Annotated in this window: 23 protein-coding genes, 2 tRNA genes and 1 other RNA gene; 18 read left to right on the forward strand and 8 right to left on the reverse strand. The window is 29.7% G+C overall.

What is annotated here, in order from left to right; genetic code table 11:
- Window positions 1–47 precede the first annotated feature (47 nt).
- Window positions 48–497: a YtoQ family protein gene (locus ABXT63_RS01000; protein WP_415321058.1), complete on the forward strand. Its 450-nt coding sequence runs from the start codon at window positions 48–50 to the stop codon at window positions 495–497.
- An 11-nt stretch (window positions 498–508) separates the two neighbouring features.
- The gene (locus ABXT63_RS01005; protein ID WP_415321059.1) at window positions 509–1165 is read left to right on the forward strand and encodes an NAD(P)H-binding protein; all 657 of its coding nucleotides are present in this window, start codon (window positions 509–511) and stop codon (window positions 1163–1165) included.
- Here ABXT63_RS01005 and ABXT63_RS01010 read toward each other — a convergent pair.
- Window positions 1157–2179 carry an NAD-dependent epimerase/dehydratase family protein gene (locus tag ABXT63_RS01010; protein ID WP_415321060.1) on the reverse strand — a complete coding sequence of 341 codons (1023 nt, stop codon included), beginning with the start codon at window positions 2177–2179 and terminating at the stop codon, window positions 1157–1159. The genes ABXT63_RS01005 and ABXT63_RS01010 overlap by 9 nt on opposite strands.
- A 181-nt stretch (window positions 2180–2360) precedes the next feature.
- Between ABXT63_RS01010 and ABXT63_RS01015 the strand changes: the two genes are divergently transcribed.
- Both ABXT63_RS01015 and ABXT63_RS01020 read left to right on the forward strand, forming a co-directional pair.
- Window positions 2361–2630: a hypothetical protein gene (locus tag ABXT63_RS01015; protein WP_271617067.1), complete on the forward strand. Its 270-nt coding sequence runs from the start codon at window positions 2361–2363 to the stop codon at window positions 2628–2630.
- A 12-nt stretch (window positions 2631–2642) separates the two neighbouring features.
- A complete protein-coding gene (locus ABXT63_RS01020) occupies window positions 2643–2987 on the forward strand; it encodes a winged helix-turn-helix transcriptional regulator (protein ID WP_415321061.1) in 345 nt (114 codons plus the stop codon).
- Window positions 2988–3025: 38 nt separating this feature from the next.
- Here ABXT63_RS01020 and ABXT63_RS01025 read toward each other — a convergent pair whose 3' ends face one another.
- The 3 genes from ABXT63_RS01025 to trxB all read right to left on the reverse strand — a co-directional run bounded on the left by ABXT63_RS01025 (window position 3026) and on the right by trxB (window position 5488).
- Entirely contained in the window at window positions 3026–3523 is a 498-nt protein-coding gene (locus tag ABXT63_RS01025) for a tetratricopeptide repeat protein (RefSeq protein WP_415321062.1), read from the reverse strand.
- Window positions 3524–3590: 67 nt separating this feature from the next.
- Entirely contained in the window at window positions 3591–4538 is a 948-nt protein-coding gene (locus ABXT63_RS01030) for an ADP-ribosylglycohydrolase family protein (RefSeq protein WP_415321063.1), read from the reverse strand.
- A gap of 5 nt (window positions 4539–4543) precedes the next feature.
- Window positions 4544–5488 carry a thioredoxin-disulfide reductase gene (gene trxB / locus ABXT63_RS01035; protein WP_415321064.1) on the reverse strand — a complete coding sequence of 315 codons (945 nt, stop codon included), beginning with the start codon at window positions 5486–5488 and terminating at the stop codon, window positions 4544–4546.
- Window positions 5489–5509: 21 nt separating this feature from the next.
- Here trxB and ABXT63_RS01040 point away from each other — a divergent pair, with 21 nt between their 5' ends.
- The 4 genes from ABXT63_RS01040 (at window position 5510) to ABXT63_RS01055 (ending at window position 9455) form a co-directional block, all read left to right on the forward strand.
- On the forward strand, window positions 5510–6463 hold the full coding sequence (locus tag ABXT63_RS01040; protein ID WP_415321065.1) for a mitochondrial fission ELM1 family protein: 954 nt from the start codon (window positions 5510–5512) through the stop codon (window positions 6461–6463).
- Window positions 6450–7112 (forward strand): hypothetical protein, encoded by a 663-nt coding sequence (locus ABXT63_RS01045; RefSeq protein ID WP_415321066.1) that lies wholly within the window; start codon window positions 6450–6452, stop codon window positions 7110–7112. Before ABXT63_RS01040 ends, ABXT63_RS01045 begins: the two co-directional genes overlap by 14 nt.
- A gap of 64 nt (window positions 7113–7176) precedes the next feature.
- Window positions 7177–8022, forward strand: coding sequence for a bile acid:sodium symporter family protein (locus ABXT63_RS01050; protein ID WP_415321067.1), 846 nt, complete (start codon window positions 7177–7179; stop codon window positions 8020–8022).
- Window positions 8023–8399: 377 nt separating this feature from the next.
- Complete coding sequence (locus tag ABXT63_RS01055) at window positions 8400–9455, forward strand: D-alanine--D-alanine ligase (protein ID WP_415321068.1); 1056 nt, start codon at window positions 8400–8402, stop codon at window positions 9453–9455.
- Here ABXT63_RS01055 and carB read toward each other — a convergent pair.
- Window positions 9452–12676, reverse strand: a complete 3225-nt coding sequence (gene carB, locus ABXT63_RS01060) for a carbamoyl-phosphate synthase large subunit (protein ID WP_415321069.1) — start codon at window positions 12674–12676, stop codon at window positions 9452–9454. The genes ABXT63_RS01055 and carB overlap by 4 nt on opposite strands.
- Window positions 12654–13850, reverse strand: coding sequence for a glutamine-hydrolyzing carbamoyl-phosphate synthase small subunit (gene carA, locus ABXT63_RS01065; RefSeq protein WP_415321070.1), 1197 nt, complete (start codon window positions 13848–13850; stop codon window positions 12654–12656). Before carA ends, carB begins: the two co-directional genes overlap by 23 nt.
- A gap of 127 nt (window positions 13851–13977) precedes the next feature.
- Here carA and ABXT63_RS01070 point away from each other — a divergent pair, with 127 nt between their 5' ends.
- The 6 genes from ABXT63_RS01070 to ABXT63_RS01095 all read left to right on the forward strand — a co-directional run bounded on the left by ABXT63_RS01070 (window position 13978) and on the right by ABXT63_RS01095 (window position 19626).
- Window positions 13978–14439, forward strand: a complete 462-nt coding sequence (locus ABXT63_RS01070) for a GatB/YqeY domain-containing protein (RefSeq protein ID WP_415321071.1) — start codon at window positions 13978–13980, stop codon at window positions 14437–14439.
- On the forward strand, window positions 14439–16214 hold the full coding sequence (dnaG, locus tag ABXT63_RS01075) for a DNA primase (RefSeq protein ID WP_415321072.1): 1776 nt from the start codon (window positions 14439–14441) through the stop codon (window positions 16212–16214). Before ABXT63_RS01070 ends, dnaG begins: the two co-directional genes overlap by 1 nt.
- A gap of 66 nt (window positions 16215–16280) precedes the next feature.
- Window positions 16281–18101 carry an RNA polymerase sigma factor RpoD gene (gene rpoD / locus ABXT63_RS01080; protein WP_415321073.1) on the forward strand — a complete coding sequence of 607 codons (1821 nt, stop codon included), beginning with the start codon at window positions 16281–16283 and terminating at the stop codon, window positions 18099–18101.
- A 16-nt stretch (window positions 18102–18117) separates the two neighbouring features.
- A complete protein-coding gene (locus tag ABXT63_RS01085; RefSeq protein ID WP_415321074.1) occupies window positions 18118–19428 on the forward strand; it encodes an O-antigen ligase family protein in 1311 nt (436 codons plus the stop codon).
- A tRNA-Val gene (locus ABXT63_RS01090) sits at window positions 19411–19485 on the forward strand. The genes ABXT63_RS01085 and ABXT63_RS01090 overlap by 18 nt, the downstream gene beginning before the upstream one ends.
- Window positions 19486–19549: 64 nt before the next feature.
- A tRNA-Ile gene (locus ABXT63_RS01095) sits at window positions 19550–19626 on the forward strand.
- A 19-nt stretch (window positions 19627–19645) separates the two neighbouring features.
- Here ABXT63_RS01095 and ABXT63_RS01100 read toward each other — a convergent pair.
- Both ABXT63_RS01100 and ABXT63_RS01105 read right to left on the reverse strand, forming a co-directional pair.
- Window positions 19646–20239, reverse strand: a complete 594-nt coding sequence (locus ABXT63_RS01100) for an MlaC/ttg2D family ABC transporter substrate-binding protein (RefSeq protein ID WP_415321075.1) — start codon at window positions 20237–20239, stop codon at window positions 19646–19648.
- Between the two features lie 9 nt (window positions 20240–20248).
- On the reverse strand, window positions 20249–21031 hold the full coding sequence (locus ABXT63_RS01105; protein ID WP_415321077.1) for a VacJ family lipoprotein: 783 nt from the start codon (window positions 21029–21031) through the stop codon (window positions 20249–20251).
- Between the two features lie 69 nt (window positions 21032–21100).
- On the opposite strand from ABXT63_RS01105, the gene ABXT63_RS01110 reads away from it, so the two are divergent.
- The 4 genes from ABXT63_RS01110 (at window position 21101) to ftsZ (ending at window position 24458) form a co-directional block, all read left to right on the forward strand.
- A complete protein-coding gene (locus ABXT63_RS01110) occupies window positions 21101–21844 on the forward strand; it encodes an N-acetylmuramoyl-L-alanine amidase (protein ID WP_415321079.1) in 744 nt (247 codons plus the stop codon).
- A gap of 42 nt (window positions 21845–21886) precedes the next feature.
- Window positions 21887–22241: RNase P RNA component class A (gene rnpB / locus ABXT63_RS01115), an RNA gene on the forward strand.
- Between the two features lie 257 nt (window positions 22242–22498).
- Window positions 22499–22966 carry a division/cell wall cluster transcriptional repressor MraZ gene (gene mraZ, locus ABXT63_RS01120; protein WP_415321081.1) on the forward strand — a complete coding sequence of 156 codons (468 nt, stop codon included), beginning with the start codon at window positions 22499–22501 and terminating at the stop codon, window positions 22964–22966.
- 1 nt (window position 22967) lies between these two features.
- On the forward strand, window positions 22968–24458 hold the full coding sequence (ftsZ, locus tag ABXT63_RS01125) for a cell division protein FtsZ (RefSeq protein ID WP_415321083.1): 1491 nt from the start codon (window positions 22968–22970) through the stop codon (window positions 24456–24458).
- Window positions 24459–24468: the final 10 nt, after the last annotated feature.

The raw sequence follows: 24468 nt of genomic DNA on the forward strand, positions 1-24468 counted from the left end.
GAATTAAAAAATGATATTTAAACTAAAAAAGCAATAAGGAGATATAAATGTTAAGTGTATATTTGGCAGGTGAAATTCACAGTAATTGGCGAGAAGAAATCATTCAACTTTGTGAAAAAGAGAAATTAGATGTTAAATTTACATCTCCCGTAACTGATCATGAGGCCTCTGACAATTGTGGTGTAGAAATTCTTGGAGTTGAAGAAAAAAATTTTTGGAAAGATAGAAAAGGTGCTAATATTAATTCTATTCGAACCAAAAAATCTATTCAAGATTGTGATGTAATTATTGTTAAGTTTGGAGAAAAATTTAAGCAATGGAACGCAGCTTTTGATGCCGGTTATGCTACAGCACTTAATAAATCTATGATTGTTATTCATAACGATGATCATCAACATGCCCTTAAAGAAGTGGATGGTTCTGCTGCTGCTGTTGCTTCAGATCAAAAACAAGCTTTTCGAATATTGAAATATATATTGGAAGGTTCTTTAAAGTAGGTCAAGTTATAATGAAAACAGCATTATTATTTGGGTCATCTGGTTTAGTTGGAGGGCATCTTCTTAATCAATTAATTAAAGATAATAATTACTCTAAAATAAAATTATTTGTTCGTTCAGTTCCTGAAATTAGCGATCCAAAAGTAGAGGTTATTAAAACTAATTTTAGTCATTTACAAAATCACAAAGAAGATATCAAAGGAGATGACTGCTTCTTTTGTATTGGTACAACAAAAAAAAATTCCCCTGATAAAGATGAATATAAAAGAGTTGAACTTGATATTCCTAAAGAAATTGCAAAAATTGCAAAATTAAATTTGGTTAACTCATTTATTTTTGTCTCTGCATTATATGCAAACCCCAAGAGCTCAGGAGAATATATAAGATTTAAAGGACTAGTTGAAGAAGGGTTAAAAGAACTTAATTTTCCAAAACTTGGAATAATGAGACCATCTTTTTTAATAGGTAATAGAAAAGAAAAGAGAGTAAGTGAAATAATAGGTATTTTTGTATTTAAGTTACTTTCTCCATTGCTTTTAGGTCCTTTAAAGAAAATGAAACCTATTCATTCCGAGACAGTTGCAAAAACTATGATTAGAGCTGCAAATGAAAACTTAGAAAAAAATACCTTCGAATTGAATGAAATCGTTGAATTAGTTTTAAACTAACCCTAATCTCACAACAGATTTAGCAGTTTCAGATATACAACCTTTTGCAGGATTAAATTTTAACCCTAATAACTCTTCGGCATAGGTTGTGTCAGTTTGCATTACAATTTCAAGGTCTGGAATCAAAGTTTTAGCACTCGAGTCAAATAAACTAATTAATTTAACCATAAAATTTGGTAATTCTTTTTTGGGAAGTTTTTTTGCATATTCAGGCATTGCTTCAGCCATTATTTGGGATAACTCAATTAGTTTTTTTACTTCTTTTCCAACAATTAATCTTCTACCACCAACCTTGGTATTTCCAATACAAGCAACATGTGCTTTTGCAACATCTTTTACATCCGAAATCAAAATTCCCCATTTAGGTGCTGCTGGAAATTTGCCTTTTAGAAACTGTCTAACATATTCAATTGAAGTTCCTCCCTTTTTATCAAGAGCGTCACCAAATACTCCACCAGGATTAATCATAGTTAATTTATTTTTTAATCCTTTACTCTCCATTAGTTCCCACGCTGCTTTTTCAGCTTTTGTTTTTGATAAAAAGTAATCGTTTACTCCCTCTTTCCAGTTTTCATCTGTCCAATCATTTTCGTTAAATGAATATGGATTACTTCTGTTAGGTTTTCTAAACATGGCTGCAATTGAAGAGGTGACTATAAATTGTTCAACATCAGCATTTAAACCTGCATTTAAAACTCTCAGTGTTCCATCTACAGCAGGGGCTAATAAACTATTTCTATTATTAGAAACTTTAAAAGGAAATGGAGATGCAAGATGCATTATATATTTACAATCTTTAGCAGCCTCAACCCAACCATCATCTTTTAAAAGGTCTAATTCAACAAAAGATAATTTATCTATAGAAGCATGCTGACTTATAGTTTCTTTAGTTTGTTCAATTAAAGCATTATTTCTAACAGTTCCTAGAACTTCATATCCAGCATTTAATAATTCTATTGCTGTATGTTTTGCAATCCATCCACTTATTCCAGTTAATAATACTTTATTTGTCATTTTGTTGATCCTTTTAATTAAATTTATGTTTTGGTACATATGGACATAAATAATCTTTTATCAACTAATTATAAACTTACTAGTCACTTCAAAGTTACTTAAATCATGACTGGTCATTTTTTGTTATTAGTTTACAAAAGTGATGAAAATAAAATATATAATTAATTAAAAAAAGAGAAATATGAAACTTATATTAAATATGGAAGTAGAAAATTGGGATACATTCAATAAAGTGTATGTCTTAGGAGATAACACTAATAGAGAAAATGCTGGAATAAAAAAGATCTTCATTGGACACGAAGAAGATAAACCAACAAAAGTTCATGCTATTTTTGATATACCCCACACAAATGCTATGCGTGAATACATGGATAATCCGGAAGCAAAAAAAATGGCGCAGGAATCTGGAATTAAGTTTGAAACTTTATTTGGAGTAAATTGTAAAGATTAATAATAAAAAAAAATGGAAAAAATTAATCAAAAACAATCATGTCCTTTTTCAAACGTTATGGAATTATTAGGTGGGAAATGGAAAATTTTTATTATCCTGAGAGTCTATGAAAATAAGAAAATAAGATTTAATGAGCTTAAAAAAATAGTAACTAATATCAGTTCCCAAGTTTTGGCAAGAAAACTTGATGAAATGAGAAAAGATGGTTTGGTTGTTAAAATTATTAATAAATCTCAAAACGTAGAATATAAATTAAGTGAATTTGGAAATTCAGCAATACCAATAATATCTGCTTTAAAAAAATGGAGCTTAGGTAGAAAAAAAGAAATTTCAAAAATAGTTCAATTAACTAAGTAACATTATTTTTGACTGAAGATCCTTTTAAGCTTTTGTTTCTAGTATTTTGATTTTTTTATTCCTTGTATGACTTCTCTTAATTGATCATATTCTTTACAATTACAATTTTCTAAAATTTTTAGCCTCTCTTTTGCAAGACCAATACGATTTGTAACCACATATAATTCACCCAAGTATTCGTTTATTCCAACATGATTTGGCTCGATTGCCAACCCTTCAAGGTAAAATTTTTCCCCATTTTCATAATCACCAAGTTTTCTTGTAGTAAAACCTAAGTAATTTAAAGTATTAGGGCTATTTGGTTTTTTCTTATTTGATATAGTTAATAATTTAAGAGCTTTTTCATATCTTTTATTTGCTTTTTTAATCTTGTCTTTTTTTTCATACTTTTTGGCTAATTTAATATGAGCAACTGCTTTATCATAATTTGTTTTAGTTTTAGAACTGTCATTAGAGTTATCACTTGAGCCTGCTGAATAAGAATTTACCGACAGTATCAGCAGTAGCAAAAAAGTAAAAAATATTTTTTTAATCATTAGTTAATGTATAATTGTCTAATATAAATTTTAAAGTCTAATTAGAAATTTTAATGACGCAGTAATATTACTGTTGATTCAAGATCTTTTTAGCTGGATCTGTCTTTCTTATCCAAGATTTGGGAATAGAATTAACACCTTTTAAAGCTGCAAAATAAGCTCCAATGAAATTAACTCTTGAGCAGTTACAGCCACCAGCTTTAATTGTTCTTAAAATAGCACCTTTATAACTTGATGAATTAATAATTGAATGAATTGAACTGTTAAATGTTCCAGGATAACTACAGGCCATTCCTAATTTTTTAACTACAATTGGGTGCGGTTTTGATTTTAATCTTTTAACTTTTTTAATGTCTTCGATAACATTTTTAAAATATGAATTTTTTTTAAACTTTTTTAAGAATTCATTTATGGGATCTTTAGCGCCCTTTAGAGCCAAATCTATTAGATGAAACTTAGCTAAAGCATACTTAAGGCTTATTTTTGAAACAGTAACTGTAGAAATAATCTTTTTTAAACTATTAAAATTATAGCCATATAAAAAATAGGGTAGAGCAGCACAATAACCATCAGACTCGTTTACTTTAGCACCACCAGTAAATTTCTTTTTAGTTCTAATGTTTTTAACTGTTTCAATTATATTTTGGTGTATCCAAGGTCCTTTAATTATGCCTCGCCAATCTTTAACTTTTCTATATTTAGCTCTTAGATTAAGATTTTTCCAATAAATGCTTCCTGGACCAAAGTTTTTAGTAATATTTTTTTTAAATCTTTCTTCTATATTCTCATGTCCTTCAATCAATGTCTGAAACATGACTTGACCTATTTGATTATAACCCGAAACTTTTCCAGTTTTAATATTATAAAAAGGACTTTTATTTTTTTTTAAGAAAGTAAAATCTTTCTTTCCCTCAATATAAGTTAGTAATTTCTTTTGATTATAAACCCAATGTAAAGGTCTTGCTGCAGCATCAGCAACAGTTGCTCCCAAGAACACATGTAAATTATTTTTCACTTTGATTAATGTGATAAATGTTTTTCAGCTTCAAGTGCTGCCATACAGCCCATTCCAGCTGCAGTAACTGCTTGTCTAAAAGTTTTATCCTTAACATCACCTGCAGCATATACCCCAGGGATATTAGTTTCTGTAGAATCGGGTTTAGTAATTAAATAACCTTCTTTATCCATCTCTAATTGTTCTTTAAATAAAGCTGTTGCTGGATCATGACCAATTGCAATAAATAAGCCATGAACTTTAATTTCTTCAATTTTATTAGTTTTTAAATTTTTAACTTTAATCGCTGTAACATTTTTAGGTTCGCTATCCCCAATAACCTCTTCAACAGCACTATCCCAAATTATTTCAATTTTTTTATTTTCCATTAATTTTTTCTGAAGTAATTTTTCTGCTCTTAAAGTATCTCGTCTATGAATTAATTTTACTTTTGATGCAAATTTTGTAAGAAACATTGCCTCTTCTACTGCTGCATTTCCACCACCAACAACTGCCACAACTTTTTCTTTAAAGAAAAAACCATCACATGTTGCACACGCTGAAACACCAAAGCCTCTATATGCTTGTTCTGATTCTATATTCAGCCATCTTGCCTGAGCACCTGTAGAAATAATTATGCTATCTGCAGTATATTTTTGTCCACTATCACCAACTGCTTCAAAGGGTGTAGATTTTAAATTTACTGATCCGATATGATCTTCAATCATTTCTGTACCAACTGCTTTTGCTTGGTCTCGCATTTGATCCATTAACCATGGACCTTGAATTACATCTGAAAAACCTGGGTAATTTTCCACGTCTGTTGTTGTAGTTAATTGTCCACCTGGTTCAGAGCCGTATACTAAAACAGGGCTTAGCATTGCTCGGGCAGCATACACAGCTGCTGTATAGCCAGCTGGACCCGACCCTATTATTAACACTTTTGTGTGTTTAATTGGATTTTCACTCATGCAGAAGTTATATAAGGATAAATGACAAAATTAAAAGGGTTATTATTAACAGAGGGCATGCACGGCATGATTAGCCAAGTTGAAGGCTTAGCTAAAGCTCTTGATTTAGATTTTATACACGAGAAAATTGAACTTAATAACTTTTGGAAATTATTCCCGCCAAAATTAACACCCGTTCAAGATTTTGTTTTTAAAAATAAGATTAATAGTGAGTTTGATATTGTTATTTCATGTGGAAGAAAAAGTGTAATTCCATCAATTTATTTAAAGAAAAAATTTAAGAGTAAAATCATAAATATTCATATTCAAGAACCTAAGGTCTCATTAGATAATTTTGATTTTGTAGTTGTGCCTGAACATGACGGCCTTAAAGGAAGCAACGTGCTAACGAGTAAAGGCGCAGTACATTATTTAACAAATGGTGAATTAGATGAAAATGAAAATTATTTAAAATCTAGAATTAGTACTGAAAAAAAAGTTGTTACTTTGATATTGGGAGGACCTACTAGATATTATGATTATAATAATCAGGTTATAGATAGTCTTTTTTCAAAAATTGAACACAATTTTTTAAAAAATAATTATCAATTAATTGTTGTTCCTTCCATGAGAACTCCTCAAGATTTAATTGAAAAAGCTAAAAATTATTTTGATACAGATCAGATTGTGATCCCAAATGTTGATAAAAAAGCATACCTTTCTTCGTTAAAAATATCAGACCATATAGTTGTTACTTGTGATTCTACCTCAATGATTTCAGAAGCTGCAATTACTGGAAAGCCAATTTATGTGGCTCAAATGCCTGCGATTAAAAATAATAAAAGGTTTAAAAGTTTTTTTAATTTATTTGAGTCTTTAAATATAATAAAAGAATTAAATAATACTGTTGAAAGCTGGACTTATACTAAATTAAATGAAACTAAAAAAATAGCTGATCAAATAAGAGAAAAAATAAAACAACATGACTTTTCTTAATTCAATTTTAAATAACTCTAAGGAACATAATGATCCCTTTAATCATTGGGAATACAACGATGCTTTAACCGATGAAGCAATTGAAGAAATTATTAAAGCTGACATACCAGATGTTAGTAAGAATAATTTAACTTATGATGGCACAAGAGCAATTGATGGTGGTGCAGCTGAATTTAGAGAGGGGATAGCTTCAGGTGGTGAAGCAATGAAATTTAGATGTTTTGTAACTAAAGAAAATGAAAAAAAATTTCCAAACTTAGTAAAATTTATTAAAGAACTTCAATCCAAGGAAGTTCATGGAACTATTTCAAAAATGATCGATAGAGATTTATCAAACTCATATGTCAGAGTTGAAGTTATCTGTGATCGAGAAGGTTTCTGGTTAAAACCTCATTGTGATATTAAAGAAAAATTAATGTCAGGATTAATATTTATAAATAATGCTAACGAATCTGAGGATTTAGGAACAGATTTTTATAATGAAAAATTAAAGAAAGTAAAAACAGTGCCTTACAAAAATAATTATGGATATCTTTTTACAAGTGGGCCAAATACTTGGCATGGGATGGAAAAGAAAAAAATAGTTAAAGAAAGACGCTGTTTACAAGTTAATTATGTTTCTTTTCCTACAGATTGGAAAGTTTTTTAATTAAATTTAAGATTTTTACTAGTATTTTTTTTTTATAACTTTACTGTTTCATAAAAAGTGAATTATGGAAATTGTAACTAAAATTGCACCTTTTTGTTTAGCACTGATTATGCTAGGGCTAGGTCTTGGACTTTCAATTAAAGATTTCACCAGAATACTAAGATATCCAAAAAATTTTTTGGTTGGATTTTTTTTACAATTAATAATTTTACCAATAGTTGCTTTAGGGGTAGCTTTAATACTAAACTTACATGCTCCAATTGCTGTTGGTTTAATGATTATAGCAGCAGCTCCAGGTGGTGTAACATCAAATGTATTAACTAAGTTTGCTAATGGTGATGTAGCATTATCCATTTCTTTAACTGCTATTGTTAGCTTAATTAGTATTATATCCGTACCTTTTATAATAATTACATCTGCGGATATTTTAGGAGTTTTTATATCCACCACTATTTCAATGACTGGAATTGCTCTAAAAATGGCACTAGTGGTTACAGTGCCAGTTATTATTGGAATGGTTTTTAGAGGTTTTGCAGAAAACTTTATTTTATCTAAATTTAATATCATTAACAAAATAACAGGTTGGTTATTTGTGGTTGTCTTTGCAGCAATATGGATTGAAGAAAAAGATAATATCTTAACTTATCTTATTGAGGCTGGTTTAGCAGTATTAATTTTAAATGTTGTGATGATGACCTTAGCATATGTAGTTGCTAAAAAGTTTGTATCAGGAATTCCTCAACAAAAATGTATTACATTAGAGTGTGGTTTACAAAATGGGACCTTAGCAGTGTTTGTTGCAACATTAATTTTTGATGATATGGCCTACATGATGCCAACAGCAGCTTATGCACTTACTATGTATATAACTGGCTTTATCTTTATTTATATTTCAAGAAAATCTAATTAAGAATTAATAACTTTAATTTAGTTAAAACCATATACAAAAATTTACTTAAAGTTTTTATATTTTCATCTTATATTTTAGAAACCATTTTAATTATAACTACAGTTAAATTCAAATATCTTGAAAAGCAGGAGATCGTCAAAGAAAGATGATTTATACAAGCTATTTACGTCTCTTTTCTGACAGATTGAAAAATTAAGTAGTATTAAATTTAAAGAGACTTGTATCTATCACCACCGATAGAGCGTACACTTAGTTTTTTTAGATATTGCCAGATAATTTTACACTTCATTAATTAGGCAACAATTTTTTAGAAAACAACTTTATTAGAAGAGTGCATCATTCATGCTTTTTTGCGTGGGTTATGTGTTGGATTTATTATGATTATAAAAGATATAGCTAAACAAGGAATTCCAGAAATAGGTAATATTTTACCTTTAAAAAAAAATAATATTATTCCAATAAAAATTAATAAGTCGATAGAAATAGTCGTAGTCCCTAACTTTGGAGAGTTAAATTCGCATCAAGATAATGTTGGAATTATTCTAGAGGAAAAAAATGTTCTAAGGATTTTATCTAAACGATATAAAAATGTTTTAATTACTGAAATTAATTCAGAAGAAGATCTTGAAGCTCTAGTTAAAAGAAAGCCTGATTTAGTATTCTCTGGTGTTAAGTATTTCTTTTTTAATAATAGGAAAATATGGCTAAATGATTATTTAGAAATGTTTGAAATTCCATATATCGCCTCAAGTAAAGCAGCTCTTGATAATGAAAGTGATAAAAATAGAGCAAAGAAGATTATGCAAAAAAACAATATTAGAACTGCAGATTTTTTTATAACAAACCCAGGTGAATATTTAACAGAAAGTTCAATTCCAATAAAATTTCCCCTTTTTATAAAACCAGTAACAGGTGGAGATAGTAGAGGAGTTGATAAAAATTCAATTGTATTTAATTTTGAAGATTTTACATCAAAAGTATTAGATATTAAGACAAAACAAAACTCACCTTCTTTAGTTGAAACATATTTAGCAGGAAAAGAATATAGTGTTGGCATTTTTGAAGATAGCATTGATGGAACTTTAAGAGCTATGCCAATTGAAATTATTGTAAAAGAAAATGTAGACGGTCATTGTATTCTTGATTTTAATGTAAAAAAAAATGATGAAGAGAGTGTAATTCTTGTTTCTGATGTTGTAGTTTTTGAAAAAATTTCAAAACTTGCAAAAGATTCGTTCAAAGCTTTAGGTGGAAAATCTTTAGGTAGAATAGATATTAAAATGGATCACTTGGGTGTTCCTCATTTTATAGAAGCAAATTTAATGCCAGGTCTTCGAAAAGGTTATTTTTATAGATCATGTGTGCTAAACCTTGATATGAGTTATGAAGATATGATTTTCAGTATTGCAAATACTGGTTTGTCTTCACATTAAATATCTTGAAGTGCAGTTACTGTAATCTCTTTTGTTTTTAAAGATCTAATTCCCATTAAGCAAGCTTGAGCAGTAGACATGTTTGTACAATAAGGAACTTTATTACCTAGTGTTGCTCTTCTTAAAGCCATTGCGTCATGAAGACGATGTTCACTATTTCCACCACCCGTATTAATTACAAGTGCAATTTTTTTAGAATTTAGTACATCAACAATGTGAGGTGATCCTCCACTAACCTTGTTTATTGTTTTGCATTTTATTCCGTGTTTACGAATGTACTCTGCAGTTCCATCTGTTGCACATAAAGTAAAATTTAATTTTATTAATTGTTTTGCTAGATCTACACCTTCATCTTTATGACCATCTTTAAGAGAGATAAATGCTAGACCTTTTGTTGGTAATGAGTTTGAAGCAGCAATTTGGCTTTTTGCATAAGCCATTCCAAAATCTTTATCAAATCCCATTACTTCACCTGTTGATTTCATCTCAGGGCCCAATAATAAGTCACTATTTGGAAATTTATTGAAAGGAAATACAGCTTCTTTAACTGCAAATAGATTTTTGTTTTTACCTTTTAAGTTAAATTTAGATAATTTTTCACCAGTCATTACACGTGATGCAATTTTAGCAAGAGGAAGACCTTTTGCTTTAGATACAAAAGGAACTGTTCTGCTTGCTCTTGGATTTACTTCAATTACATAAATTTCATCATTTTTAATGGCAAATTGAATGTTCATAAAACCCTTAACATTTAAAGCTAAAGCTAATTTTTTTGTTTGAACTTCTATTTCAGTTATCAGCTTTGGTTTAATAGATATGGGAGGCAAACTACATGCAGAATCTCCTGAGTGAATACCTGCTTCTTCAATGTGTTGCATGATACCTGCAACAAATACTTGCTTACCATCAGATATAGCATCAACATCAACTTCCATTGCGTGGCTAATAAACTTATCTATTAATATTGGATTATCTTCTGCAGCTTTAAATGCTTCTTCTACAAAGTTTTTTAATTGACTTTTCTCATGAACAATTTCCATTGCTCTACCACCTAATACATAAGAAGGTCTAACCATTAAAGGTAGGCCAATTTTTTCAGCAATTTGAATGGCTTGCTTGTAAGTTTTAGCAATACCACTTTCTGCTTGTTTTAATTTTAATCTATCAAGTAATTTTCTAAATCTATCTCTATCTTCAGCTAGATCAATTGAGGTGTACTGTGTACCTAAAATCGGAAGCTTGTTGTCATGTAGAAATTTTGCAAGTCTTATAGGGGTTTGTCCACCAAACTGAGCGATGATACCCACAAGGTTTCCTTTTTGCTGTTCTTTTTTAATAATATTATAAACATACTCTTCTTTAAGAGGTTCAAAATAAAGCCTATCACTTGTATCGTAGTCTGTTGAAACTGTTTCAGGATTACAGTTAATCATTATAGTTTCAAAACCACTATCTTTAAGAGCATAACTTGCTTGGCAACAACAATAATCAAACTCAATACCTTGACCTATACGGTTTGGTCCACCCCCTAAAATTATAATTTTTTTTCTTGAAGAAGGCTCTGCTTCACATTCTGTATTTAGCGCATAATTTCTTTGATATGTTGAATACATGTAAGGAGTGAATGATTTAAATTCAGCAGCACAGGTGTCTACTTTTTTGTAAACTGGTAATACTTTTAAAGCAGTTCTCTTTTTTCTAACAAGATCTTCAGAAATTTTAGTAATTTCTGATAATTTTTTATCAGAAAAACCTATTGATTTAATTCTGTTAAACTCATTATAATCTTTAGGAAGACCTCTTTTTTGTATTTTATTTTCTTCATCAACAATTTCTTTTATTTGTTCTAAAAACCAAGGGTCTATCTTACAAAGTTGGTGAATTCTTTTAATGTTTATTTTTTTTCTAAACGCCTCAGCAGCTAATAATATTCTATTTGGAATATTTTTTTTAAGTTCTTTTTCTATTTCTTTTTTATTTAGTTGAAAAATTCGATCTAAACCTGAAAAGCCAATTTCAAGAGAAACCAATGCTTTTTGAAGAGATTCTTTAAAGTTTCTCCCAATCGCCATCGCTTCACCAACTGATTTCATTGAAGTTCCAAGAACCGCTTCAGATGTTGAGAATTTTTCAAAGGTAAACCTTGGTATTTTTGTTACCACATAATCAATACTTGGTTCAAAAGAAGCAGGTGTTGTTTTAGTAATTTCATTTTTTAATTCATCAAGGGTGTAACCAACTGCTAGTTTTGCAGCAACTTTTGCAATTGGAAACCCTGTTGCTTTAGAGGCAAGAGCTGAAGATCTTGATACTCTTGGGTTCATTTCAATAATAACCATTCTGCCATCTTTGGGATTGATTGCAAATTGAACATTTGAACCACCTGTTTCTACTCCAATTTTTCTAAGACAAGCAATTGAGGCATTTCTCATAACTTGGTATTCTTTATCCGTAAGTGTTAGAGCTGGTGCAACTGTAATTGAATCTCCAGTGTGAATTCCCATTGGGTCAATGTTTTCAATAGAACAAATAATGATACAGTTGTCTTTTTTATCTCTGACAACTTCCATTTCAAATTCTTTCCAACCCTCAAGGCATTCTTCAATCAAAATTTGGTTAACAGGGGATTCGTGCAAACCATCTTTAACTATTTTAAGATATTCTTTTTCAGATTTTGCAATTCCTCCACCCAAACCACCCAAAGTAAAAGCAGGTCTAATGATTGCAGGCAACCCAATTTGTTTTAAAGCTTTTGCAGCATCTCTAACATGATTTACCACTTTAGATTTTGGTAAATCTAAACCAATATCTAGCATGTTTTTTCTGAATTTTTTTCTATCCTCCGCATTAGAGATTGCCTTAGAATTTGCACCGATTAATTCAATTTTATATTTTTTAAGAATTCCTTTTTTCTCCGCCTCCATTGCTAAATTCAAAGCAGTTTGGCCGCCCATTGTTGGTAAAATTGCATCTGGTTTCTCTTTTTTTAAAATTTTTTCTAATACCTCTAAAGTTATAGGCTCAATATAAGTTTTATCTGCAACACCAGGGTCTGTCATGATCGTTGCTGGATTAGAGTTAATTAAAATAACTTTATAACCTTCATCTTTAAGAGATTTACAGGCTTGTGTCCCTGAGTAGTCAAACTCACATGCTTGACCTATGATAATTGGTCCAGCACCAACGATTAGTATAGTTTTAAGATCTTTTCTTTTTGGCATTTTTTTTTATGTTGTTAATAAATTCTTCAAATAAGTAAACACTATCTTGTGGCCCTGGGTTTGATTCAGGGTGATATTGAACAGAAAAAACAGGTTTATTTTTTAATCTAATTCCTTCAATGCAATTATCAAATAAAGATTTATGAGTTACTTCAATATTTTTTGGTAATGTTGCTCTTACAATTTCAAAGCCATGATTTTGACTCGTGATTTCGACATTATCTTTAATTAAGTTTTTAACTGGATGGTTAGCACCTCTATGACCTAGTTTCATTTTTTTAGTTTTTGCACCAAGTGCTAGGGCTAGAATTTGATGACCAAGACAAATACCAAAAATAGGTAAATTATTTTTGATTAATTCTTTAATGATTTCAATTGCATATTTACCAGTTGCTGCGGGATCTCCTGGACCATTAGATAAAAAGATCCCATTTGGCTTTAATTTAAGGATGTCTTTCGTACTCGTTTTGCATGAAACTACTGTTACTTTACAATTAAGATCTGAGAAATATCTTAGGATATTTTTCTTAATTCCGTAGTCAATTGCAACAACATGTAATGAGTTTTTTTTATTTTTTAAATAACCAGTTTCTTTTTTCCAAGTTTTAAAACCTGACCAAATATAATTTTTTTTTGTAGTTACTTGTTCAGCTAAATCTAAATTATTTAATCCACTCCATTTTGCTGTAATATTTGCTAATTTACTAATGTTGAAATTACCTTTACTAGAAAAAGAAATGGTACCTTTAGGTGCTCCTTTATCTCTAATATAATTAGTTAAACCTCTAGTATCTAAACCAGTGATCCCAACAATTTTATTTTTTTTTAACCACATGTCTAAATTAATCAAAGATCTATAATTAGAAGGGCTTGTTATTTCAGAGTTAAAAATTACACCTTTGGTCCAAACTTTATCAGACTCTAAATCTTCTTTATTAGTTCCAACGTTACCGACGTGAGGAAAGGTAAAATTAATAATTTGCCCAGCATAAGAGGGATCTGAAATAATTTCTTGATATCCAGTTAGAGAAGTATTGAAACACACTTCACCTGTCGCAGTTCCTTGATAACCAATACCAACTCCTTTAAAGATAGTTTTATTTTCAAGAACTAAAACGCCTGTGTGAATCTGTGAGATTTTGTTAGAGCTAATTTTTTTTGCTTTTTTGATCAATTACAACTCATGAGTTAAAGGTTAATACAATAAAACCCTAATTATCGCAACAAGATGTATTATAAAATTATAAAAAAACAATTTTTCTTTTGAAGAATTTTTACTTTGCAGTAGATTAAAAAATATTATGACATTGAAAGAAAAAATTGAAACTAACTATAAAAATTCTCTAAAATCAAAAAATAAGGTTGAAATCTCAACCTACAGGTTAATTTTATCTGGAATAAAAGATATTGATATTATCAATAGATCTGGCTCCGACATAAAAGAAACAGACGATGAGGACATTAAAAAACTTTTAAAGAAAATGATCAAGCAAAGAACCGAATCAATAGAGATCTATAAAAAAAATGAGAGAATGGATTTATTAGAAGTTGAGCAAAATGAATTTGATCTTTTATCTAGTTTTTTACCACAGCAGTTAAACGATGAAGAAACTAAAAAAATATGCTTTGATACAATAAGTAAATTGGGTGCCGCATCAATTAAAGACATGGGTAAGGTGATGGGTGAATTGAAAAAATCATACCCTGATAATCTAGATTTTGCTAAAGCTGGACCCTTACTCAAAGAACTACTGAATAAATAATGAAATACCCAAAAGAGTATTTAGACGAAATTAAAACTCGTTTAAAGGTTTCGACAGTTGTATCAAAGTCTGTCAGTCTAAAAAAAAGAGGCAAAGAATTTGTAGGTTTATCACCTTTTAAAACTGAAAAAACACCTTCATTTACAGTTAATGATGAAAAGGAATTTTATCATTGTTTTGCAACATCAGAACATGGAAATATTTTTGATTTTGTAATGAAAACTCAAAATTTGAAATTTGGAGAAGCGGTAAAATCATTAGCAAATCTTGCAGGTATGAGACCTTACACATTTTCAAAGCAAGACGAGGAACGTGAAAAAAATTGGCAAGAATATTGCTCAATATATAATCAATATGTTCAATTTTATCACGATGAAATTTTAAAAAATGAAAGTTTAACTATTGCGAGAGACTATTTAAAGAAAAGGAACCTTAGTAAAGATGAGGTAAAAAATTTTAAAATAGGATTTGTTGAAAGAAACTCTAATTTTTATGAAAAATTAAAAGATGAATTTAGTGAGAAAGTTTTAGTTGAAAGTGGTCTTTTTTATTTAGATGAAAAAAAGAATAAATACGTTGAAAGATTTCGAGATAGAATAATATTTCCGATTAATAATATTTCAGGCCAACCTATTGGATTAGGAGGAAGAACTATCCAAGAAAATAGTTATTCAGCAAAATATATCAATTCTCCTGAAACACCTTTTTTTAAAAAAGGTTCTAATTTATATAATCTGGACTCAGCTAGAAGATTATCAAATAAAATAGACCACGTATATTTAGTTGAAGGATATATGGATGTAGTTGGTTTAAGTAAAAATGGAATTGAAAATGTTGTAGCAAATCTTGGAACCTCTTTAACGGATAGACAAATTTTAATGCTTAACCAATTCTTTGAAGATATAATTATCTGCTTTGATGGTGATGAGAGTGGATACAAAGCAGCACTTAGAGCAGCAGAAAATTCAATTAAAGAGCTACAACCAGAAAAACAAATTTCGTTTCTTTTTTTACCAGATGGAGAAGATCCTGATAGTTATGCAAACAAAAATGGCAAAGCAAACTTTATTGATTTTACTAAACAAGCAAAGATCTCAATTCATCAGTTTATATTTAACCATTATAAACAACAAACTGATAACAATCCTTCATCAATGGCTATTTTTGAAAAAAAATTAAGAGCTATTGCTGCAACTATAAAGGATGATTTCATAAAAAAATATGTATTAGAGTTTTTCTTGGAGAAAATTTCATCTTTAACTCCACATAGCAATGTGGGAAAAAGACAATTTTATACTAAAAAAATTAAATCATTACAGTCTACTCAAAAATACTTTAATGAGAGCAAATTATTAAGTGGTGTAGAACTTAAAGAGTTTTCATTACTTTATCTAATAATGAACAATCTAGATATATTTCAAGAAAATATTCATTTGATTGAAAATACAAAATTATTTAGTGATGAAAATAAATTAATTTATGAAACTCTTTTAACAAAACTTAAAACTGGAGAAAAACTTAAACTTGACGAAATTCCTATCGATCCTCAATTAACTGAGAAAATTTTCAAATTTGCTTCAATCAAACATATTTTAAATAGTCATCAAAATAATCAAGATAAAGTGTTCGAATTATTGGAGGAAGTTTCTAGAGACCTTAAAAACTATGATTTAGAGTTTAGAATTGAGGCCCTTGAGGCAAAATTTTCTAGGGATTTAAGTGAAAGTACCTTTAATGAAATAAGAGAGCTTAAAAAACAAAAAAATTTCAATTAAACCATTCAAAAAATACGTGGATTTTTTTCAAATTGCGCTTATATAAGTTATTTCAAACATACTATTGTGGAAAGAATAATTACAAAATCATTTGCTAGACTTATGGGTCGAGGAACCCATAGAGGATTTATAACTTTTGACGAGTTGAATAAATCTTTAGGTAAAAGAAATCTTTCAGATGAAAATTTAGAACAAGCATTCATGCATATTCTAGATGAGAATGTTTCATTAGTAGAAAAAAAATCAGATTTTAAAGTTTTAAGAAAAAAAGAAAACTCATCAAAGGAAGAAGGCAAAACTATTGAAAAGAGTGATGACCCGATAAGAATGTATTTAAGAGAGATGGGTGGTGTTGAACTTTTATCTCGTGAAGGTGAAATTGCAATTGCAAAAAGAATAGAAGCAGGGAAAGATGTGATGTTAATTGCTTTAGCACAAAGTCCGATCACTGCTCAACAATTTTTTGAATGGGATGAAAAACTTCAAAAAGATGAAATTTTAGTTAGAGAAATCATCGACATTGATACTAATTATATGGAAGACACAAGCACAGGTCCAAGTGCAAAACAAAGAAATTCTGGTGAGACAGATAAAAGTGACGAAAATAATGATGATGATGAATTTAATCCTACACTTGCAGCAATGGAAACTGAAATTAAACCTAAAGTTTTAAAAACTGTTAATATTTTAACCAAAGAGTATGGAAAATTAATTAAATATCAAAAAGAAAAGCTAGATTGTATTTTAAATTCAGTAAGCTTTTCAACTGCCAAGGAAAAAGGATATGAAAAAATTGTAAGTGACATTTTAGAAAACATTAAGTCTCTTCAATTATCCCCATCTGTAGCAGAAGAATTGGTTCAAAAACATTATGTTGAAAATAAAAAAATTGTTTCATTAGAGGGAAATCTTTTGAGACTGGCAATGGATCAAAAAATTTCAAGAAATGAATTTATTAAATTTTATATAGGAAACGAAATTAACCCAAATCTTAAAAAATTTCTTGATACTAACCCTATGTGGAAGCAATTCTTTTCTAAAAATAAAGATGAATTCAAAAATATAAGAGAAAGATTAATAGAGATAAGTCATAAACTTGGTATTTCTGTAACAGATTATAAAAAATTAGTTAGCAGAGTTCAGAAGGGTGAGAAAGAATCTAGAATAGCAAAAAAAGAAATGGTCGAAGCAAATTTAAGATTGGTGATTTCAATTGCAAAAAAATATACTAACAGAGGCCTTCAATTTTTAGATCTTATTCAAGAAGGAAATATTGGTCTTATGAAGGCTGTGGATAAATTTGAATATAGAAGAGGTTATAAATTTTCAACATATGCCACATGGTGGATAAGACAAGCCATCACAAGATCTATTGCTGACCAAGCAAGAACAATAAGAATTCCAGTTCACATGATAGAGACAATTAATAAAATTGTAAGAACTCAAAGATTAATTTTAAGTGAGTTTGGTAGAGAAGCTACTCCAGAAGAATTAGCTCAAAAATTAAGAATGCCATTAGACAAGGTTAGAAAAGTTTTGAAAATTTCAAAAGAACCAGTATCCCTTGAAAAACCAGTGGGTGATGAGGAGGATAGTAGTTTAGGTGACTTTATTGAGGATACAAAAGCTTTAGCACCTTTAGAGCAAGCGATTAAATCCAATTTAAGTGAGGCTACTACTAAAATATTATCCACGTTAACCCCAAGAGAAGAAAGAGTGCTAAGAATGAGGTTTGGTGTTGGAATGAATACTGACCACACTCTTGAAGAGGTCGGCCTTCAATTTTCTGTAACTAGAGAACGTATTAGACAAATAGAAGCAAAAGCTTTAAGAAAACTAAAACATCCAAGTCGATCTAAACAATTAAAAAGTTTCTTAGAGAGTTAAAATAGTTAAATATTAAATGAAAAAAAGTATTTATGAAAATTACTTTCTTGTACTTTTTTCAATAATTCCAATTTCAATATTATTAGGGCCTGCAATATCGCTAATAAATATTTTGGTAATTGACTTATCTTTTATAATTTTTGCAATAAGCAACAAAAAAAAAGTTTTTTACATAGATAAAAACATAAAAATAATGTTTTTGATTTCAATTTATTTAATTTTTAATTCAATTATTTCTATAGATTTTTCTCTCGGTGCTTTAAGAAATTTTGGTTTTATTCGCTTTATCATATTATTTATTGCATTTAATTATTTTTTTTATGATGAGAAATTTTTTAATAAAGTTATTTTTGTTTGGTCAATAGTATTATTAATAGTAGCTTTTGATATTTATGTTGAGAGATTTACTGGCACAAATATTTTAGGCTTTGGAGCGAATTATATAGACGGTATTCAGCAACCTGATGGTAACAGAATAGTAAGCTTTTTTAAAGATGAGCCAATTGCTGGGTCTTATATTAATGCCTTTTTTTTAATTATAGTTGGATTTTTCTTTACTATAAAAAGTAATTTTTCAAAAAAATATAAAATTACTATTCCATTGATTATGATTTTTTTTATCACAGCGGTATTACTTACTGGTGAAAGATCAAATACAATTAAAGCTTTCCTTGGTTTTTTTATCTTTTTTTCTTTGAGTGATATATTCAATCTTAAAAAAAAAATTATCTTTTTTTTATCCCTTTTTTTATTAATAGGTACTATTTACAATGGATCGGAGTTTTTAAAGATGAGATATTCAGGACAATTTATTAAGCCAATAATGAGTATATTTGAATCTAAAAATATTAATGCTAAAAGATTAAACTCTGAAACTACATTGACTAAGAATATATACTATAGGCTTTACGATTCTGGTTTTAGTGTTTTTAAGAGCTATCCACTTTTTGGTGTAGGCAATAAAAACTATCGATTAATAACGTGTGAACCAGTAACTGAAAAATATGAGTGCAATACCCATCCACATCAATTTTACTTTGAGCTATTGGCTGAACATGGATTAATAGGGAGTTTTATAATAATTTTTGCTTTATTTAATTTAACATTTAGTAAAATAAAACTTATTTTAGTCTCAAAAAATCACATTCAAATAGGTTGCTTAATATTTTTATCAACCTCATTGATTCCATTATTACCTAGTGGAGCTTTTTTTTCTGACAATAGTCTAACTGTTTTTTGGATTAACTTATCAATATTGTATTCTGTTAGTAAAAAAACTAACATGTACTCAGTAAATCAATCAAACCTTGGGACTGTAGCTCAATAGTAGAGTACTGCATTGACATTGCAGGGGTAGTTGGAGCGTAACCAACCAGTCCCACCAACCATACTATTTTTACCTATGCTAGACATTAGTTACATTATAATATAATTAGACTTTAGTTTTTGGGCCTGTAGCTCAGTTGGTTAGAGCAGTACACTCATAATGTATTGGTCCCAGGTTCGAGTCCTGGTGGGCCCACCAAAAATTATTTTTTTAAAGATTATTGTTTAATAAATTGTTTTAAAGTAGCAAAAAGAGCATTAATATCCCTATCATTACCTTCAATAATAGAGGAGAATTCTTCTTTTTGAGTTCTCGCTAGGCTTAAACCCTCAATAACCAAGTTCATTATTAACAAGTTATCAGGATCTTTTGTACTAACTCTCCAATCAATTTTCACTTCTGGTCTTTGCTCCGTTGCGACTAAAATACTTGAAACCATTGTATAGCTTTCATTCAATTTTTTCTTAGAAATTACCTCTATCTCTGGGTTTGAATATTCAGCCAATCTACTAGCAAAGGTTTTTAAAAAGTATTGTCGAAATAAAACTTTGTATTCTGTAATTTGATTATCTGTAATATCATTTTTATAAGATCCTAAAGTATAACGTCCTATACCATCGATATCTACAGTTTCTCTAGCTATGTCTTTTAATTTTTCTATTCTTTCATCTTTGGTTAGATTTCCACCAAGTGTTTTTGCTGCTCTATTAACTACTGATTGAATAAAAACATCGGCTTCAATTGAATGGACTTTACCAACACTTAAAAAAGTAATTACTAAGAAAGTTGCAAAAGTTAGGATTTTTTTCATCTATTTTTGTTAATTAGACTCTATTTCTTCCCAGTCACCCTCATACTTAATTTCAATTGTCGGATTTGAGTTTGCAATTTTTTGTTGTCTATCTTGTAAGTATAAACTTCTTACTGAAGCATAGAAATCTAAAGAGTTTTTTTCTAAATTATCTATTGATTCTAAATTTCTTGCCCTGAAATCTACTCCAGATACAATTTTTGTAGTCATATAAATTGAGTCACTTAAATATTCATTATTACCATGAGTTGAAGCATTATAATAAGGGTCCCCACCTAATACATTTATAAATGAACCAACGGTATCTCTAATAGTTGATGGTCCCAACACTGGCAATACAACATAACAGCCTGCACCCACTCCCCATACACCAAGTGTTTGACCATAATCTTCTTTTTCATATTCAGAAAACCCCATTTTTTTTGCTACATCAAATATTCCAAGAATTCCTAATGTTGTATTTACAACAAACCTTCCTGTATTAACTCCTGCAGTTTTAAACTCTCCCTGAAGAAAATTATTTGGTATGGTTATAAGAGAAGAAAGATTATCAAGCACATTGCTTGTCCCAGATCTAACTGGCGCAGGTAAGTTTCTATAGCCTTTTGCAACTGGTTTAAAAATAACCTTGTCCAAACCTTGGTTTAGAGAAAAAGTAGCTCTATTTAAACCTTCAAAGCAGTCTTTAACTACTCTAGGTTTATCTGATAAACTATTCTCTCCATCAGCGCCCGCACTAACATTAGACGAAAGCATAACTGAAACTAAAAAAGCAATTATAATTTTTTTCATTACAAATTCATTATATAGTAAATATAATGACAATGTAAATCTTGATTTTGCTTAAATTATGACCCAAAAATGGCTTTAAAAACAACACTCAACTATTCACCAAATTTTGATTCTAAAAAAAGAAATAAAAAGAAAATTAAATTTATTATTTTTCATTACACAGGAATGAAAAATGAGTCAGAAGCAATAAGTAGACTCACAAATATACAATCTGAGGTTAGCTGCCATTATCTAATCAAAAACAATGGCGAAATTGTTAATATTGTGCCAGATCTATATACAGCTTGGCATGCAGGAAAATCTTCATGGAAGAATTATAAATTTTTAAATCAAAACTCTATTGGAATTGAAATAACAAACCCTGGGCATGAGTTTGGCTATAAAAAATTTTCTAAAAGACAAATTTCTTCTCTTTTAAAGCTCACTAAATTTTTAATGAAAAAATATAAAATTAGTTCTAAAAATATTTTAGGACATTCAGATATAGCGCCACAGAGAAAAAAAGATCCTGGAGAACAATTTCCATGGAAATATTTTTCCAAACATAAAGTAGGCGTATGGCACACTTTAAAGAAGCAAGAATTAATAAAAAACAGAAGTCTTAAAACTCACCAAATAGAAAAAAATTTTTTTTTTAATAATTTATTTATAATTGGATATTCAAAAAAGACTCTAAAAAAACTAAATAAAGATAAACATTTAAAGGAGGTGACCAAAGCTTTTCAAAGAAGATTTAGGCAAGAGTTGGTCAATGGGAAAATAGATCAAGAATGCCTGCTTATTAGTGTAAATCTTATCAAAAAATATAACTAAATTTTTCTTGAAGTTTTGTAGTTTAGTAATAAATTAAAGATGCTAGATGAACGACTTATCGCTTTAATTTTTTAAAGAGGAAAGTCCGGGCTCCACAAAGACACAGTGCCAGATAATACCTGGCAGGGGAAACCCTAGGGATAGTGCCACAGAAAATATACCGCCATAACATGGCAAGGGTGAAAAGGTGTGGTAAGAGCACACCGGTTCTATTGGTAACAATGAACGCTGGAAAACCCCACTGGGAGCAAGACTAAGTAGAGATGACATTGTTGCAAAACTAAAAGCCGTCTTTGGCTAGTCATCAGGGTTAGTTGCTTGAGCTCAAGAGTGATTTTGAGCCTAGAGAAATGATGAGTTTTAAAGACAGAACCCGGCTTATAGTTTGTCTAGCAAACTTATCCACAATAAGCATTCCTTAAATTATATAAATGTTCACCTTTTGATTCATAATTGAATCATTTCTGTTCTTTTTTTTCGTTTTCAAATTGTATTAAAATATAACTAAAAATTGATTTTAGAATTAATAAAGATACATAAAAGTTAACCACAATAGTTAACAAATTGGCCTTAAACGAACATATTGACTAAAGTGTAAAATACCCATATTGTCCCATATATTCCCAAATAAGGAATTTATGAAATATAAAAAATATGTTTTTATCAACTTACGAGAACAAAATAGACAAAAAAGGAAGGGTATCAGTGCCTGCTAGTTTTAGATCTCACCTTTCAAATTTAGGATACAATGGTGTCATTTGTTATCCATCATTCAACAATCAGTCTATTGAAGCATGCTCACAAGATAGAATTGAAAAACTTTCAACAAGTATAGACTCTTTAAGTCCCTTTGAGGAAAAGAGAGATTTTTTTGCAACATCAATTTTATCTGAAAGTATAAATTTACAATTTGATAGTGAAGGTAGAATTTCACTTTCAACAAAATTATTAAGACATGCAAAAATAAAAAGTAATATGTTATTTGTTGGTCAAGGTCAAACATTTCAAATATGGGAACCAACAGCATTTGAAAAATTTAAGGTTAATGCAAGAAAAAAAGCAAATCTAAATCGAGCAAGCCTTAAATGGGAAAAACATTTTAATAACAATGAGGGGAAATAAAATGACAATTAACTTTAGATCACCAGAAATAAAAGAATTACAACCAAGGTTATTAGTAGTAGGCGTTGGTGGTGCAGGTGGAAATGCACTCAATGAAATGATTAATAATGGATTACAGGGAGTAGAATTTATTGCTGTAAACACTGATGCTCAAGATTTAAAACTAAGTAAAGCTAAAGCAAAAATTCAAATTGGTTTAAATTTAACAAAAGGTTTAGGTGCCGGTGCTAAACATGACATTGGTCAAGCTGCTGCAGATGAATCTTTAAATGATATTATAAATACTCTTCAGGGAGCTAATATGGTTTTTATTACCGCTGGTATGGGTGGTGGAACTGGAACGGGTGCAGCACACGTTATTGCAAGAGCTGCAAAAGAATTAAATATTTTAACAGTAGGAGTTGTTACACTTCCTTTTTTATATGAAGGTCCTTCAAGAATGAGAACAGCACAACAAGGTCTTGAAGAACTAAGAAAACATGTAGATACAATTATTGTAATTCCAAATCAAAATCTTTTTAAAATTGCAAATGAACAAACCACATTTGAAGAATCATTTAAACTTTCAAATAATGTTTTAATGCAAGGTGTTCAAAGTGTAACTGATCTGATGGTTAGACCAGGCATAATTAACTTAGATTTTGCTGACGTGGAAACAGTAATGGCATCAATGGGTAAAGCAATGATGGGAACTGGAGAAGCTGAAGGAGAGGGTAGAGCAGCAAAAGCAACGGATATGGCAATTAGCAATCCGTTAATTGATGATTATACATTAAGAGGTGCCAAAGGATTATTGGTAAATATTACTGGTGGTAAAGATCTTAAGCTTTTTGAAGTAGATGAAGTGGTAAATAAAATAAGAGCTGAAGTAGATCCAGAGGCCGAAGTAATTATTGGAGCTATTACTTCTACAGATCTTGATGGTAAAATTAGAGTGTCAATAGTTGCAACAGCACTAGATGGACAACAACCAGAGTCAAAATCTGTAATTAATATGGTTCACAGAATACAGAATAGAAATCCTGGTTATTCAGACTTTAGCGCCACAAGCTCAGCTCAGTCATTTAATTTCTCACCAACAATGTCTAGCCCTCTCACACATGGCGCGAATGCATTAAAGTTAGAAAATGAGGTAGTTGCAGAACCAGTTACAAATAACTCTTCATCAGAAATGTTAAGCGAACAAACTGTTAACAGTCAAGAAGTTGAGAGTATTATTGAAGGTAATCAATCAAGCGATTATGAGCAATCTTTTTCAGAGGAAGCAATTAGTGCTACTAACGAAATGGAAGATAGTGACTCTGCAGAAATAGAACAAGTTTCTAATGGACTTGAAAACTTTGGTGTAGAAGGTGAAACTTCTCCAGATTTATTTAGTTCAGATGATGAGACCACAGAAACTCAAGGATTATTATCATCTGAAAATATAGAAAATGTTTCTGAAGATGATGATCTAGAAATTCCTGCATTTTTAAGAAGACAAAAAAATTAATGGTCTTTAA

The sequence above is a fragment of the Candidatus Pelagibacter sp. Uisw_092 genome (assembly GCF_047729545.1).
In the GTDB taxonomy this organism is placed as follows: domain Bacteria; phylum Pseudomonadota; class Alphaproteobacteria; order Pelagibacterales; family Pelagibacteraceae; genus Pelagibacter.